This is a genomic window from Micromonospora sp. KC606, from assembly GCF_004348675.1.
Taxonomy (GTDB): domain Bacteria; phylum Actinomycetota; class Actinomycetes; order Mycobacteriales; family Micromonosporaceae; genus Micromonospora.
Map to the genome: position 1 here is coordinate 1 of NZ_SMKN01000033.1, position 13,683 is coordinate 13,683.

General features: G+C 68.8%; 13 protein-coding genes. 2 read left to right on the forward strand and 11 right to left on the reverse strand.

Annotation, left to right across the window (positions count from 1 at the left end):
* Together E1193_RS10355 and E1193_RS10360 are read left to right on the forward strand one after the other, a co-directional pair.
* On the forward strand, window positions 1-663 hold a 663-nt coding region (locus E1193_RS10355), incomplete at its 5' end, for a hypothetical protein (RefSeq protein ID WP_132182578.1).
* A 538-nt stretch (window positions 664-1,201) separates the two neighbouring features.
* Window positions 1,202-1,570: a hypothetical protein gene (locus tag E1193_RS10360; RefSeq protein ID WP_132182580.1), complete on the forward strand. Its 369-nt coding sequence runs from the start codon at window positions 1,202-1,204 to the stop codon at window positions 1,568-1,570.
* A 150-nt stretch (window positions 1,571-1,720) separates the two neighbouring features.
* Here the strand turns inward: E1193_RS10360 and E1193_RS10365 are convergent, their stop codons facing one another.
* The 11 genes from E1193_RS10365 to E1193_RS10420 all read right to left on the reverse strand — a co-directional run bounded on the left by E1193_RS10365 (window position 1,721) and on the right by E1193_RS10420 (window position 13,640).
* The gene (locus tag E1193_RS10365) at window positions 1,721-2,743 is read right to left on the reverse strand and encodes an arylamine N-acetyltransferase (RefSeq protein WP_132182582.1); all 1,023 of its coding nucleotides are present in this window, start codon (window positions 2,741-2,743) and stop codon (window positions 1,721-1,723) included.
* Between the two features lie 170 nt (window positions 2,744-2,913).
* The gene (locus E1193_RS10370; RefSeq protein WP_207922648.1) at window positions 2,914-4,164 is read right to left on the reverse strand and encodes an amidohydrolase family protein; all 1,251 of its coding nucleotides are present in this window, start codon (window positions 4,162-4,164) and stop codon (window positions 2,914-2,916) included.
* Window positions 4,165-4,210: 46 nt separating this feature from the next.
* The gene (locus E1193_RS10375; protein ID WP_207922649.1) at window positions 4,211-5,638 is read right to left on the reverse strand and encodes an MFS transporter; all 1,428 of its coding nucleotides are present in this window, start codon (window positions 5,636-5,638) and stop codon (window positions 4,211-4,213) included.
* Window positions 5,639-5,650: 12 nt separating this feature from the next.
* Window positions 5,651-6,460: an S-methyl-5'-thioadenosine phosphorylase gene (locus E1193_RS10380; RefSeq protein WP_132182584.1), complete on the reverse strand. Its 810-nt coding sequence runs from the start codon at window positions 6,458-6,460 to the stop codon at window positions 5,651-5,653.
* A complete protein-coding gene (locus E1193_RS10385) occupies window positions 6,457-7,662 on the reverse strand; it encodes a pyridoxal phosphate-dependent aminotransferase (RefSeq protein ID WP_132182586.1) in 1,206 nt (401 codons plus the stop codon). Before E1193_RS10385 ends, E1193_RS10380 begins: the two co-directional genes overlap by 4 nt.
* Window positions 7,662-8,417, reverse strand: coding sequence for an acireductone synthase (mtnC, locus tag E1193_RS10390; RefSeq protein ID WP_132182588.1), 756 nt, complete (start codon window positions 8,415-8,417; stop codon window positions 7,662-7,664). The genes E1193_RS10385 and mtnC overlap by 1 nt, the downstream gene beginning before the upstream one ends.
* The gene (locus tag E1193_RS10395) at window positions 8,414-8,998 is read right to left on the reverse strand and encodes a cupin domain-containing protein (RefSeq protein WP_132182590.1); all 585 of its coding nucleotides are present in this window, start codon (window positions 8,996-8,998) and stop codon (window positions 8,414-8,416) included. Before E1193_RS10395 ends, mtnC begins: the two co-directional genes overlap by 4 nt.
* A 48-nt stretch (window positions 8,999-9,046) precedes the next feature.
* Window positions 9,047-9,697, reverse strand: a complete 651-nt coding sequence (mtnB, locus tag E1193_RS10400; protein ID WP_132182592.1) for a methylthioribulose 1-phosphate dehydratase — start codon at window positions 9,695-9,697, stop codon at window positions 9,047-9,049.
* Window positions 9,697-11,217, reverse strand: a complete 1,521-nt coding sequence (gene mtnA / locus E1193_RS33065) for an S-methyl-5-thioribose-1-phosphate isomerase (protein ID WP_132182594.1) — start codon at window positions 11,215-11,217, stop codon at window positions 9,697-9,699. Before mtnA ends, mtnB begins: the two co-directional genes overlap by 1 nt.
* A complete protein-coding gene (locus tag E1193_RS10410) occupies window positions 11,214-11,966 on the reverse strand; it encodes a class I SAM-dependent methyltransferase (RefSeq protein ID WP_132182596.1) in 753 nt (250 codons plus the stop codon). The genes mtnA and E1193_RS10410 overlap by 4 nt, the downstream gene beginning before the upstream one ends.
* A 696-nt stretch (window positions 11,967-12,662) precedes the next feature.
* The gene (locus E1193_RS10420; protein ID WP_165945696.1) at window positions 12,663-13,640 is read right to left on the reverse strand and encodes a LysR family transcriptional regulator; all 978 of its coding nucleotides are present in this window, start codon (window positions 13,638-13,640) and stop codon (window positions 12,663-12,665) included.
* Window positions 13,641-13,683: the final 43 nt, after the last annotated feature.

The window sequence follows — 13,683 nt, forward strand, 5'->3', positions numbered from 1 at the left end:
GCCCTGGCCCGCCCGGGCGGGCCAGCACACCCCATCCCGGTCGGCCCGGCGGGCCCGACCTCCGGCCCGGTCGCGTCACCCGACCCGGTCGGCGCGTCTTCCGGCCCCACCGGCGGCACGTCCGACTCGGCCGGTCCGTCATCCGGCCCGACCGGCGGCGCGTCCGGTCCACCCACCGGAATGTCCAGCCCGCCCGCCGGCCCTCCGAACGGCGATCCCCTGCTGTCCGGGCAGCGTCAGGTCACCATCGTGCGGGTGGATGCGTTCGAGGGCGGGTTGTCGCTGCTCGACGACGGCCGGCTGGGCGAGGTCGACGGCGACGAAGGACGCCAGCTGTTCGTGTTCACGCCGCAGGGGCCCGACACGTACCAGATCCGCACCGCCGAGCCCGGCACCGACCGGACCGACACCTGCTGGGAGGTCCGCTCGTCGGGCAGTCAGCCGCTACGGGTCGAGGCGGCCCCCTGCGCGCCGGACGAGCCGAGACAGCAGTTCACGGTCGTCCGCGACGGCCAACACAACGGCGCGCCGACGTACGCGATCAGCAGCCACTCGGCCTTCCTGCAGAGCTCCCGGACCCGGGGACTGATCCTGGAGGAACTCGGCGACGCACCCCTGACCACCCGCTTCCGGCTGGTCGACAACGGACCTGCGTCGCAGTGACGCGAGGACGCCCGGCCGGGCGCAGCACACCGGGGTTTCCATCGGCGCTCGGAGGCGGTCATGCGACACCAGCGGCACCCGCATCGTCGAAAGTCGAGATCAGCTTCTTGGCCCTTGGTCGCGCGTTCCTCGGCAACACCCCCGGGGGGCTCCCGTGGGTGCACGCGAACTGAAGGTTGGTCGGGGCGGGCTCAGGCCAGTTCAGGCCTCTGCGCTCGGAGGACCGGCGGGTTCCGGTGGGCTGGCGGTGACCTACGTACCCACCGAACCAGCAGAGCAGCGGCACTCGTCGATTCGTGCTCGGTGATGAGTGAAGGAAACCAGGTGACCTCCTCATCAATTCAGCGCGGCCGACCGAATCCCCATGGTCAACACTTCGGAACAGTCACTTCCCGGACCCGCCGAACCCCAGCCCAGAACACCGCTCCTCGCCGCCTCTCGACACAGAGGGGTGCCAGAAGAGGATACGCGTACGCCTCAGACCGATTTGGGTAGCGCTACTCATGTGCGGGCTGGCCCTCGGCGGCACAGTGGCAGCATGACCGAATCTGAGGTTACGGTGCCCGGCACGCCCCGCAGCACCCGCGACAGAGTTACCGCGATCGTCACCGTTCCGGCGTGGTACGCGATGCTCTACCTTGGCTTCGTCGGCTGGGTCGCCTGGCAGACCAGAAGGGGTGCCGACGGATGGGAAGACCTGGTCATGTTCGCCGCCATCGCCTACGGGGCGCTCGCGTCCGTCCTCGGCAGCACGATCGGTATCGTGATCGTGGCTGTCAGGATCCGTAGCGCCGGATGGAGGGCCAACCCGGTCGTCTCCGGAACCGGCGCGGCGGCGGTCGGACTGGTCGGGTGGGTCCTGGTCCCCCTGATCGTACGGCTGCTGGACCTCTTGCAACGCACGTAACCAGGCGCACCGGCTGTCGCTGGCACTGACGTCGCTCGGTCACTGCCGTGGCGCGCGGATGAACGACCCGGCGGAACGAACGCCGGTCAACTGATCCGGCGAGGGCCGCGGACCAGGTACCCGGCCATGCCGGTCACCGCGAGGAGTCTTCTACTGTGTGCCGCGGTGACGCAGACCCGTGGACCGCTGTCGCGGGTGCAGACGTCGGCGACCGCTGCCGGGTCGACCGGGAAGGCTGCGCCGGTGCCGACGGTCGGCATCGAAGCCGCCAACGCCAGGCCGAGCGCGGGCGGTACGACGGCGAGCAGCCGGGCGAGCCGGCTCGTCGCGAGGTAGAGCATCAGTCCCCCTCCGGCCAGTCCGCCGAGCCACAGCGCCCGGCCCGCGCTGACCGAACCGGCGAGCGTCTGGAAATCGGAGATCGTGATGGCGGGGTTGGGAGCGAACAGGGCGGGACCGAGCAGGGTGGCGTCGGTGCACCTGGGTGCCCCGACGCCAGAATACGGCCAGAGCGGCGCTGAGATTCCGAACGAAATCCGATTCGGGATGGGTTGAGACGTACCAGCTGTCGACTTCGAGGTCGATTCGCTGTTGGGCGTCGGGCCCGAGGACGTAGAGCGGCTGCCACGATCCGCGAATCTCGGCCTCGAGCCGTCGCCAGCCGTCTGGCATCGAAATCAGACGGTGCCGCTCGTGCCTGGTGTGCTGCGGCGTTTCCCGATCGAGCCGGATGGGGGACGAGAGCGTCTGCCCGCCAAACCCGACATCGACGAGGTAGCTCTCGTCGGTCGACGGGATATTGACGGCAAGAGCGAGGTGAGTTCGCGCCGTCGGGCACGCACCGTCGGGCTGCAACCAGACGACTCGCCCGGTCAGCGCGGTGACGTCGTAGCCGAGCGCGAGCAGCGCCCCGCCGATCAGGCCGTTCTGCTCATAGCAGTAGCCGCCCCGGTGTCGGTGCACGAGCTTCTCGACCAGTGTCCCGGTACGCAGGTCGGCCACCGGACGGCCGAGCACCGGGTCGAGGGTCTCGAACGGGATGTTGCGGTTGTGCCCGGCAACCACCGTCTCCAGCGTCTTGAGCGTCGGTGCCGAGTGGGTGTCGAGCACAGTTGCCACGCCGATCCGCCGAAAGTAGGCACGCAGTTCATCCACGGTCATCGCAGTGTCCATGGGTTGAGCGTGCAACCTGAAGCGCCCTTCAGGTCAATGTCTCGCGCGGCCTGTCGCGATCCTCGCCCGGCGCGACGGCAACTCAGTCGGCGGCAAACCGCGCATCACCCGCGTCAACAACGGTGCTGGTCCCCACAACCAGGCCTCACCTGCCTTGCCTGGTTGCTGCCTCACCGGGCCCGCGGCGGTGCCAGTAAGCGCCCGGCGGCCATGAGCAGCCGACGATACTTGGCTGGCTCGGACAGCAGCCGCAGGTCTTCCAGCGGGTTACCCTCTATCCCGATCAGGTCGGCGTAGGCGCCTGGGGCGACGACACCGAGTGTGCCCTCCGCGCCGAGCATCGCGGCGGCGGTGGAGGTAGCCGACCGAATGATGTCGACAGGTTGAAGCACCTCCCGCCGTAGGCGCAGTTCATCGAGTTGGTGGTGTTGCATGCTGCCCAGCAGGTCGGTGCCGAAGACGATGTTGACGCCACCCCGGTGCGCGCTCTCCAACGCGCGCAGGCCCGAGTCGAGCACGTCGTAGACCTTGCGATGGACGTGCTCGGAGATGCCGGCCGCACGGCCGTCGCTGGCGATGGCTTGGTACGTGACCAGCGTGGGCACCAGGTAGGCGCCGGTGGCGCGAAACAGTTCGATACTGCTGGCGTCGAGCAGGTTGCCGTGTTCGATGCTGCGTACGCCGCACTCGAGCCCTCGGTTGATCGCCTCCGCCGTGTACGCGTGTCCGGCGACGTACCTGCCCGCCGCGCGAGCCTCGGCGACGATGGCGGTGATCTCGTCCAGCGCGAACTGGGTGCTGTCGATGCGGTCGGTCGGCGAGGTCACGCCACCACCCAGCATGATCTTGATGTGGTGCGCTCCCTTGCGGAGTTCGTCGCGGGCCGCGCGCCGGCACTCCGGGACACCGTCGCAGACCCGGCCGAAGTCGGGGCAACAATACGCGACGGTCCCGGCGTTGCGACCGGGGTGCCGCACGTCGCCGTGGCCCCCGGTCTGGGAAAGGGCCTTGCCGGCGAAGAACAGGCGGGGACCGACGACGAGACCGTCCGCGATGGCGTCGGCGAGGCCGTGGTCAGCACCGCCGCAGTCACGCACTGTGGTGAAGCCTCGGTCCAGCATGTGACGCAGCGCTCCGGCCGCGTACGCGCCTACGTAGTAGTGGGACAGGTCCGGCAGGGCGGACAGGTCGGCCGTGGCCGCCGTCACGTGCACGTGCCCATCGATGAGCCCGGGCATCAGGGTGGCCCCGGCCAGATCGACGACCGGCGCCTCCCGGTGGCGCACCTCGCCGCCGCCGACCTCGACGATCAGCCCGTCGACCACCAGGACTCGGCGGTCAGGCGTCAGCGTTCCTGCGGCCGCGTCCAGCACGGTCGCGTTGACCAGAAGCCACGTCCTTCCATCATCTGGTGCCGGCACGAGGGCTCCTCCTTGGCAACGAGTGGGTCGGGTGCGGAGGTGCCGGTCACCGGCGGGGGTCGAGAATCCCCGAGGCTGGTGCCGGCCTCTTCGGCATTCGCGGCGCAGGCAGGGCCGGCTTTCCGTCGCTGATCTCTTCCAGAGCCCGCCCTCTGGTGGAGACCCCGAAGACCAGGACGACCATGACGCCGAAGGCGAGCGCACCCGTGGTGATCAAAAAGACGCCGTTGAAGCCGATGACTGGGTAGGTCGTCCCGATCAGGATCGGCGCGGAGATTCCGCCGATGCGTCCGACCGCGGATGCGGTGCCCATGCCACGCGCCCGGATCGCCGTCGGGTACAGCTCCGGAGTGTACGCATAGATCGCGGCATACACGCCGTTCATGAAGAACGACAGCAGTCCGCCGAAGATCATCACCTGTGCGGAGATATCCGACCCGGACAACAGATACGCGGCCACCGCCCCACCAGCGAGGTACGTAGCAATGGTCCACTTGCGATCCAGGAAGTCGCTGAGGGCGGCGGCGGAGTAGTAGCCGGGAATCTGGGCTAGGTAGATCACGATCGAGTAGGTGAAGCTCTTCGCGATGGTGAGCCCGTTCGTGTACAGCAGCGTCGGCATGAAGGTGAAGAAGCCGTAGAAAGAAAACGTGATCACCACCCAGAGGACCCACAGAATGGCCGTACGGCCAGCCAGATCCCGCCGCCACAGCTGCCCTATACCGACCCGGCGCTCGGCCGGCGTGGCGCCCGGTGACGGGCCGGCCGGGGAGAGTGGCTCGGTCAGCCGGGCAGCGGTCGACTGCCCTGCCTTCCGCTCGATGGCCTCGACGACGGCGCGAGCCTCGTCGGTCCGCCCCTGCGAGAGCAGGAAACGGGGCGACTCCGGCACAGACCGGCGCCACCACAACAGCAGGACGATGGGTACGGCGGCAACCACGTGGAGCACCCGCCATCCCTCCGGCCCCATCGGAACGATCAACCGGGCCAGGAGGGCGGCGCCGACATACCCGAAGGAGAAGAAACCAGCGAGCGCACCGATGAACCGGCCGCGTAGCCGCCCCGGGATGAACTCAGAGAGAAACGCTGGGATGATCGCCGACTCGGCCCCGGTGCCGATGCCGGCGACCAGTCGGGCGAGGAAGAAGAACTCCCAGGAGGGAGAGAACGCCGCGACGAAGGTGGCCACGCAGAAGATGGCCAGCGCCCACATCATCACCCGGCGTCGGCCGATCCGGTCGGCGATAATGCCGGCACCGAGGGCACCGAAGAAGAAGCCGATGAGCGTCGAGCTTCCGACCAAGCCGGTCTGCCCGCTGTTCAGCTGCCACTCCTCAGCGACCGAGGGAAGGACGAAAGCGACGGTGGCCACATCGAGGCCGTCAAAGGCGAGCCCAAGGCCACCCATGGCGAGAAGCGTCAGGTGCGGACGGGAGAATGGCAGCCGCTCCAGGCGGGTCAGCAGGTCAGACACGGCGGCTCCCGTTCAGCAGATCTCGAGCGGGAGCTTGATGCCGTCCAGGGTCGCACGGCACCCGCACGTGGGCGTTCGTGGCAGCGCGTCGACCACCCGGAGCAGGAGAGCCCGGAGCCGGTCGACATTCTCGGCGAAGACCTGGAACACGTCCTGCTGCTGGACCTCGTCGCCGGCGGCGAGGCCAGCGTCCAGATCCGTCACCAGAGCGACGGAGGTGTAGCAGAGAGCGAGTTCCCGGGCCAAGGCCGCCTCTGGCTGGCCAGTCATGTTGACCAGCGACCACCCCTGGTTGGCGTACCAGCGTGACTCGGCCCGACTGGAGAACCGTGGCCCGTCGATCACCACGGTGGTCCCTCCGTCAGTCACCGGGCTGCCGTGCTCGTTGGCGGTCTTCAGTACGGTCTCCCGGCCGACCGGACAGTAGGGGTCGGCGAAGGAGACGTGCACCGCACCGGAGTCGAAGTAGGTCCGGTGCCGCCCGGAGGTACGGTCCACGACCTGGTCGGGAACCACCAGGCTGCCCGGTCCCAGTCTGGGCACCAGCGAGCCGACCGCACAGGGCGCGAGGATCTGACGTACGCCGGCGGCGCGCAGCGCCCACAGGTTGGCGCGATAGTTGATTTTATGTGGCGGGAGGGCGTGGTCGGCGCCGTGCCTGGCGAGGAAGGCAACCGTTCTGCCGTGCACCTTCCCCACCGTCAACGGGCCGCTCGGCGGGCCGAATGGGGTGTCGACCCTCATTTCGGCTGCCTTGTCGAGAAGCGAGTAGAGCCCGGTGCCGCCGATGATGCCAACGTCGGGTCGGGCCTGCGTGGTCATCGTGCCTCCTGATAGGACAGCGTGGTGAGGGCGGTCAGTCTGCCCGCGGCCTCGTCTAGCACCTCCGGCCGCTTGCAGAACACGAAGCGGACAGCGGACAACCCGTCAGCGGGGTTGTCATAGAACACCGCGCTGGGTATCGCGGCGATCCCGGCACGGTGCGGGAGTTCCCGGCAGAAGCGGACGCCGTCCGTCACACCGAGGGGTCGGATGTCGGCCTGCAGAAAGTACGTTCCCTGGCACACGTACGGCGCCAGTCCGGCCGCCGCCAGGCCGGCGCGCAAGCGGTCCCGGCTAGCCTGCAGCCGCGCCGCCTGGGCCCGCACCCAGTGCTGCTCGGCTACCAGGCCCAGCGCCACCGCGGCCTGGAAGGCGGGGCCTGAGGCGAACGTCAGGTACTGCTTGACCTTTCGTACTGCGTCGACCAGAGCGGCCGGGCCGCACACCCAGCCGACCTTCCAGCCGGTGGCGCTGAAGGTCTTCCCCGCCGAGGAGATGGACAGCGTCCGTTCCCGCATTCCCGGCAGCGTGGCGAGCGGGGTATGTAGGGCGCCGTCGTACGTCAGGTACTCATAAACCTCATCGGTGATGGCGACCAGGTTGTTCCGCCGACAGCAGTCGGCTATGGCGGCCAGTTCCTCGTCATCGAACACCGTGCCGGTCGGGTTGTGCGGGCTGTTGAGCAGCAGCAGCCGGGACCGGCGGGAGACCGCGGCCGACAGGTCGGCGGGGTCGAATCCGAAGCGGCCGGTGGCGTCGGGGCGCATCTGGACGACCCGCTTCCGGCCGCGGGCCAGAGCGATGCTCGCGGCATACGAGTCGTAGTACGGCTCGAAAACGATGACCTCGTCGTCTGGCCCGCAGTGGGCCAGTAGCGCCGCCGCCAGCGCCTCGGTCGCCCCCGTCGTCACGAGAACCTCGGTGTCCGGGTCGTAGTGGGCGTCGTACCTCAGCGACCGCTGCGCGGAGATCGCGAGCCGCAGTTCGGCGAGACCGGCCAACGGCGGGTACTGGTTCGCGCCCGTCGCGATGGCGACCTGGGCCGCCTCCAGCATGGCCGGCGGGCCGTCGGTGTCCGGGAAGCCCTGCCCGAGGTTGATCGCTCCGGCGCGCTGCGCCAGCGCCGTCATCTCCGTGAAAATGGTCGTGCCGGTGCCGGTGCTGGTGCCGGTGCTGATCGGGCCGCCGGTTGGGTGGATCATCACGACCGCCGTACGCCGGATTGCGCGGCCGAAGCGTCAGGGCCCACCGGCAGCGGCCGACCGGCCGGGTCGCCGTGCAGGTCGAGCTGGTCGAAGTCGGCGACGGCCAGGTGGTCGCCGGGCACCGGCGGCGCGTCCTCCCGCTGGACGGCGACGGTGTGCCAGCCGGCCGTGCTGGCCGCGTCCAGCTCAGCGGTCACGTCGGACAGGAACACGATCGAGGGCGGGGCCGCGCCGATCGACCGGGCGATCAGCCGGTAGGAGTCGGGCGAGTCTTTGGCGCCGGCGTTTTCGAGGTCGAAATACCCGGTGAGGTATGGCAACAGGTCACCGTGTGGGCTGTGCCGGAACCACGCGCGCTGGGCGGCCACGGATCCGGACGAAAAGATGTGGACGACCAATCCGCGCTCCGTCCACGCCCGGAGAGCCCGCGGCACGTCGTCGTACACGTGTGACACGAGTGCGCCGCTGGCCAAGGCATCCTGCCAAATCAAGCCCTGGATTGTCTTCAATGGCGCGATCTTGGCATCGCGCCGAATCCAGTCACGCAGGATGTCGACGATCTCGCTCCGGTCGGCCTCCGGCCGGCCGGCAAGGCTGGCCGCCGACCGTAGCGCGCTGGCGACCTCCGGCTCGCCGCTGTGGGCTGCCAACCATACTGGCATCACCCGGTACGCGTACGGGAACAGCCGCTCGTGCACGTAGCTGATCGAGCTGGTGGTGCCCTCCACGTCGAGGACCGCTACGCGGATCATGGCAGCTGAACCGCGCGCAGGTCGTCCACGGTGGGGAATGCCTTGGCGAGGCTGTCCGGCAGGAAGTTGCCGATCCAACCGTCCTCCTCCTGGAAGAACCGGATGGCGGTGAGATCCGGCCGGCTTCCCATGTCAAACCAGTGCGGCGTGCCCCGTGGGACCCAGAGCAGGTCGCCGGCCTCGCACACCACCGCGTACACCTTTCTACCGACGTGCAGATAGAAGCAGCCCGACCCCTCGACGAAGAACCGCACCTCGTCTTCGTCGTGCGTGTGCTCCTCGAGGAACCTTGCCCGCGCCGCGTGCGCCCTGGCCGGCCATTGCGGGTCCGCTTCGTCGGGCTTTATCCGTACGACGTCGACGAGCCGGAACTCGCCCTGGGCGCAGAGCCGGTCGATCTCCTGCTGGTAGGCGGCGAGAACATCGTCTGACGAGGCGTCCGAAGCCAACTGCCTGCCGCGCTCCCACTGTTCGAACTGGACATTGAGCGGGCTGAGGGCCGCGCTGATCTCGTCGGGCCGGTCGGTGCGGGCGACCACCGTCCGGGAATCGTCGTCGGGCATGATCTGCAGCAGTGTCATGGTGGATTCTCCTTTAGTACAAAGACGCTGGCACCCGGTGGGTGCCCGTCAGTCGCCGACGAGCAGTGCAAGCTGACAGAGCGCTTCGAGGCACTCGAGGCGGTCACTGGCCTGGGCCAGGTCCGCTCCCCACGCGGTCGCGCCGTGGTGGGCGATGAGGAGCGCCGAAGCGGGATCGGCGACCGGGTGGGAGAAGTGGTCACCGACGTCCGCCGCGATGCGTGGCACATCACGCCAGTTGGTGAAGAGTGGGATATCGATGCTGTCCACGTCCGACCGGCCCAGGCCCTTGATCAGCTCCAGGTCCGAGAAGCGCACCAGGGCACCTCCGGCGCGGGCCGTCCGGCTCGCCAGCGCGGTCGCATACGGCGGGTGGGCATGCACCACCGCCCCGACCGCCGGAAAAGCCCGGTAGAGGGCCAGGTGGATGGAGGTCTCGGCCGAGGGCCTGGCCGCTCCGGGCCGAACCGGCTCACCGGTGTCGGCTCGGACGAGCACCGTGTCGGCTGCCGTGAGCCGCCCCTTACCCAGGCCGCTGGCGGTGATGAGGACCAGGTCTTGGTCGAAACGCACCGAGACGTTGCCCGAGGTGCCCGGCATCCAGCCCAGGTCGTAGAGGTGCCGTGCCATCACGCTCAGCCCGTTGGCGGCGTCGACCGGGTGCGGCGCGTCCGTGACAGACTCAACCTGGCGCTGCATCACGACACATCGGTCCGTAGAGCGACCACCCGGTGGGGGTGCAGTCGGCGGGCTCCGCCCAACCCGGCCAACTCCAGCAGCACCCCGAACCCGGCCACCGAGGCACCGCACTCGGTCACCAGCTTCGCCGCCGCCGAGAGGGTGCCACCGGTGGCCAGCACATCGTCGACGACCAGCGCCCGCCCATCCGGTGGCACCGCGGACTCCTGAACCTCCAGGACGTCCTGGCCATACTCGAGGTCGTAGTTCACCGATCGCAGCGTGCCGGGCAGCTTGCCGGCCTTGCGTACCAGAACCAGCGGTTTCTCCGCGGCCAACGCCACCGCGGTGCCCAGGACGAAACCGCGTGCCTCCACCGCGACGACATGGCTGAAGTCGTCCCGGTACGAGGCGACCAGTGCGTGTGCCGCGTCCCGGAGCGCGCGCGGCTGTGTGTAGACGCCGGCGAGATCGCGGAACCGCACACCGGGGCGCGGAAAGTTCTCGACCAGGGCCGAGAACCGGTCGATCTGGTCAGCCAAGTCGGCTGTGTCCGGGTCGCCGGGAAACCAGGTGCGGTCCTCGGTGACGATCGCGGTGATCAGCTTCGCCGGGGTGATGTCGAAGGCCGGGTTGAACACCGGCGTGCCGGCGCAGGTGATGTCGACGCCGGCGACAGCCGTCACCTCGGCGTCCGACCGTTGCTCGATACTGATGGCAGTGCCGCTGGGCGTGTCCTGGTCGATGGTCGACTCGGGCGCGACGACCAGGAACGGCACGCGGTGGCGGGCCGCCGCGACGGCCAGCGGGTAGGTTCCGATCTTGTTGGCTACGTCGCCGTTGGTGGCGATCCGGTCGGCGCCGACCACGACGCAGTCCACCATGCCGGCGGCCAACGCGCTGGCCGCCGCCGAATCCACCAGGAGTCGATGGGGAATCGCGGCGTCGCGCAACTCCCACACGGTCAGCCGCGCCCCCTGCAGCAGCGGCCGGGTCTCGGTGGCGAAGACCATCTCGATCCGGTCGTGGGCGGCGAGGTGATGCACGGCGCCCAGCGCCGTACCCCATCCGCCGGTGGCCAGCCGACCGGTGTGGCAGTGGGTCAGGACCCGCAGCTGCGGACGGGGGCAGAGTTCCCCAAGCAGATCCGCCGCCCGGCGTGCCGCGGCGCGGTTGACCCGCCCGTCCTCCTCGGCGATCGCGGTGGCTTCGGCGAGCACCGCGTCGGCGCCCTCGGCGAGCCGGCCCAGGGCGCGGGAGACCCCCCAGGCCAGGTTGACCGCTGTCGGCCGGGCCGCCGCCAGCCGCGCCGCATCGCGGCGCACCGGCTCCTCCGCCCCCTGCCGGTACGCCGACAGGGCGACACCCAGAGCTCCGGCTATCCCGAGGGCCGGGGCGCCCCGGATCGCGAGTCGTGCGATTGCCTCGATGAGATCGTCCACCGTGGTGATCCGCAGGACGGTCCGGCTGTGCGGCAGGGTGGTCTGGTCCAGTGTGACGATGGCTCCGTCGTCCCATGCCAGGGTCGGCTCGGTGCTCATTGCTTGATCCCTACGGCGAGGTACATCTGGCCGGGCATCGCGATGTTGTTGGCCAGCATGTATGCCTGGATGCGGTCGGGAGAGTCTCCGTGCGAACCGATCCAGTGGTCGATCTGCGCGTCGGTGAACGGGCAGAAGTGCTGTATGGCGATCTTGTCGAAACCCGCCGCGCCGAGCATCGCCAACGTCTCATCTGGCGCCGGCGTGGCTCGCAGCAACCACTCTCGGTCCGCGGATCCGTAAAGCGAGAGCATCCGCCCGTCGGGCCAGGACGCATTCCAATTCGACAGCGCCACGTGTCCGCCGGGATCGAGCAGGCCGTGGACGGTGGCCAGCGTGTCGGCCCGATCGGGATCCGGAATGTGGGCGAACGTGCCCATCATGAAGGTCACGAGGTCGAACGTCCGCTCTGGAAGCGTGACGGAGCGGATGTCCCCGCAGACTAGGTCCACTCGGTCGGCGACGTCGGACCGGCGCAGTTCCTCCCGAGCCATGGACACCGCCGCGGCCGCCACGTCCAGGCCGACGCTGCGCCACCCGGCGCGGGCGAACAGCATCGGGTACCGACCGGTGGCAGTGCCGACGTCGAGCATCCGGCCGGACCGCTGCCCGCGCTCGGCCAGGACGTGCAGCAGGGCATCTCGCTCCAGACGCTTCTTGATCTCGTCGACTCCCCGAAGATGGCGATATTCGCGGTACCAGTCCGAACGATAGGTAACGCTGTCGGCGAATTGATCGGTAGATGACACGGATGTTCCCCTAACCGAAACGGAGCTTTTGAGCAGAGTTAACCGACTGGCGGCAGTCGAAATCAGGTCACCATGTTGCGCAGCACCGCTGCGGCGCGATGCCACAATCAACACCCCGCCCTTCTCACACTCCAAACCCTTACCGCCGAGCGGCCCGCAATATCTCTATCAGTATCGATGAAGCAAATCAATGAAGAATCTCTACCGCCAGCCTTTAGTGATTCTTTACTGAGTGACCGGTTCAACCATTGGGGCAACTTGCCTACAATTGCCGGACGCCAACGCGACAACTGCCGAGCACGAATCACGCAGATCTTCAGGAGACTGGCCCGTGTCTGACAACGAAACGGCGACCGACGGGACTGCCGACGCGCTGCTGCGGGGGAGCGTCGCGGCCCATCCGGATCACTGCGCCGTGCGGAGCGACGGGCAAGCGTGGACCTACACCGCACTGGACCGGCGCATCGAGCGCCCGTCCAGTGCGGTGCGCGCACGCGGAGTGGGCAACGGCGCGCGGGTCGGACTGCTGCTGCCCCGGTCGGCCGAGCACGCGGCGCTCATCCTGACGGCGCCGGGCCGGGGAGCGGCCCACGTTCGGCCCTCCGTCTCGCCCCTGCGCCGGGCGGCACCGGGCCTGACGTCCGGCGGTCCGCCTCACGCGGGGCGCGTGGCGGCGGAGCCGCCCGGCGGCACCGACTACGGCGCCCTCTGCCAGTACGCCACCGACCCCCGGCCGGCAGCCTCTCCACCACTGGTGCCCAGCCGGACAACGCCTTCCAAATCGGCGGTGACAGTGGTGAACGCGTTGATCATCCGCAGCAGCGTTGGCCGGCTGCGGGCGGCGCTGCGGACGGCCACCGAGATCCGTCGGCGCAACGGGCGCTCGGTGAGTGCCAGGCACCGCACGTCGTACCGCGTCTGGGTGATGGCGATCGCTGGGACGAACCCGATGCCCAGCCCGGCCTCGATCATCGCCAGGATCACCGTGAAATCGTTGCTCATGTATGCGATTTCGGGAACGAATCCAGCGGCGGCGCAAGCGCTGACCGTACCGGCGTGGCAGAGCGTGCCCACCTGGCACGTAATCCACGGGTCAGCCGCAAACTCGGCGATGAGAACGTCTGGCCTGGCGAGTGGGTGTTTGGTCGGGAGGACGAGATACATCTGCTCGCTAAACAGCGAGGTGAATTCGATGCCAGGCTCCACCAACGCCGGCAGCGGATCGTACTCGTCGACCAGGGCGAGGTCGATCTCCCCGCGACGCAACGCCGGCAGACTCTCATGGGCCTCCATCTCATGCAGGCCTATCTCAACCGGACGCCCCTCATTCAGGCAGAACGCGAGAGCCTGTGGGACCGCCAGCCGCGAGACACTTGGAAAGGTCGCCAACCGCACGGCACCCTCGTTGCCGTTCCGCAGATGCGCGAGTTCGGTCTCGGCTCGCTCCACTTCACCGAAAATGCGTTCGGCGCTACTGACCAGCATCCGCCCGGCCTCGGTCAGGGTCAGTTGACGGCCCTTGCGCTCCAGCAACGGCATGCCGATCTCCTTCTCCAGGGCCGCGAGCTGCTGGGACACCGCAGAGGGGGTCAACTGCGCCGACCTGGCGACCGCGCTGACCGTGCCCAGCGAGGCGAAATGAGAGAGCAGACGGAGTCGCCGGAGATCGAACATCGATTCCACACTTATCGGTCGTCTAAGGACAAGCCATCGCAGG

Excerpts from the sequence above, each read along its gene's own strand:
- E1193_RS10360 (WP_132182580.1), top strand. The coding sequence starts at position 1,202 with ATGACCGAATCTGAGGTTACGGTGCCCGGCACGCCCCGCAGCACCCGC.
- E1193_RS10365 (WP_132182582.1), bottom strand. The coding sequence starts at position 2,743 with ATGGACACTGCGATGACCGTGGATGAACTGCGTGCCTACTTTCGGCGG.
- E1193_RS10380 (WP_132182584.1), bottom strand. The coding sequence starts at position 6,460 with ATGACCACGCAGGCCCGACCCGACGTTGGCATCATCGGCGGCACCGGG.
- E1193_RS10385 (WP_132182586.1), bottom strand. The coding sequence starts at position 7,662 with ATGATCCACCCAACCGGCGGCCCGATCAGCACCGGCACCAGCACCGGC.
- mtnC (WP_132182588.1), bottom strand. The coding sequence starts at position 8,417 with ATGATCCGCGTAGCGGTCCTCGACGTGGAGGGCACCACCAGCTCGATC.
- E1193_RS10395 (WP_132182590.1), bottom strand. The coding sequence starts at position 8,998 with ATGACACTGCTGCAGATCATGCCCGACGACGATTCCCGGACGGTGGTC.
- mtnB (WP_132182592.1), bottom strand. The coding sequence starts at position 9,697 with ATGCAGCGCCAGGTTGAGTCTGTCACGGACGCGCCGCACCCGGTCGAC.
- mtnA (WP_132182594.1), bottom strand. The coding sequence starts at position 11,217 with ATGAGCACCGAGCCGACCCTGGCATGGGACGACGGAGCCATCGTCACA.
- E1193_RS10420 (WP_165945696.1), bottom strand. The coding sequence starts at position 13,640 with ATGTTCGATCTCCGGCGACTCCGTCTGCTCTCTCATTTCGCCTCGCTG.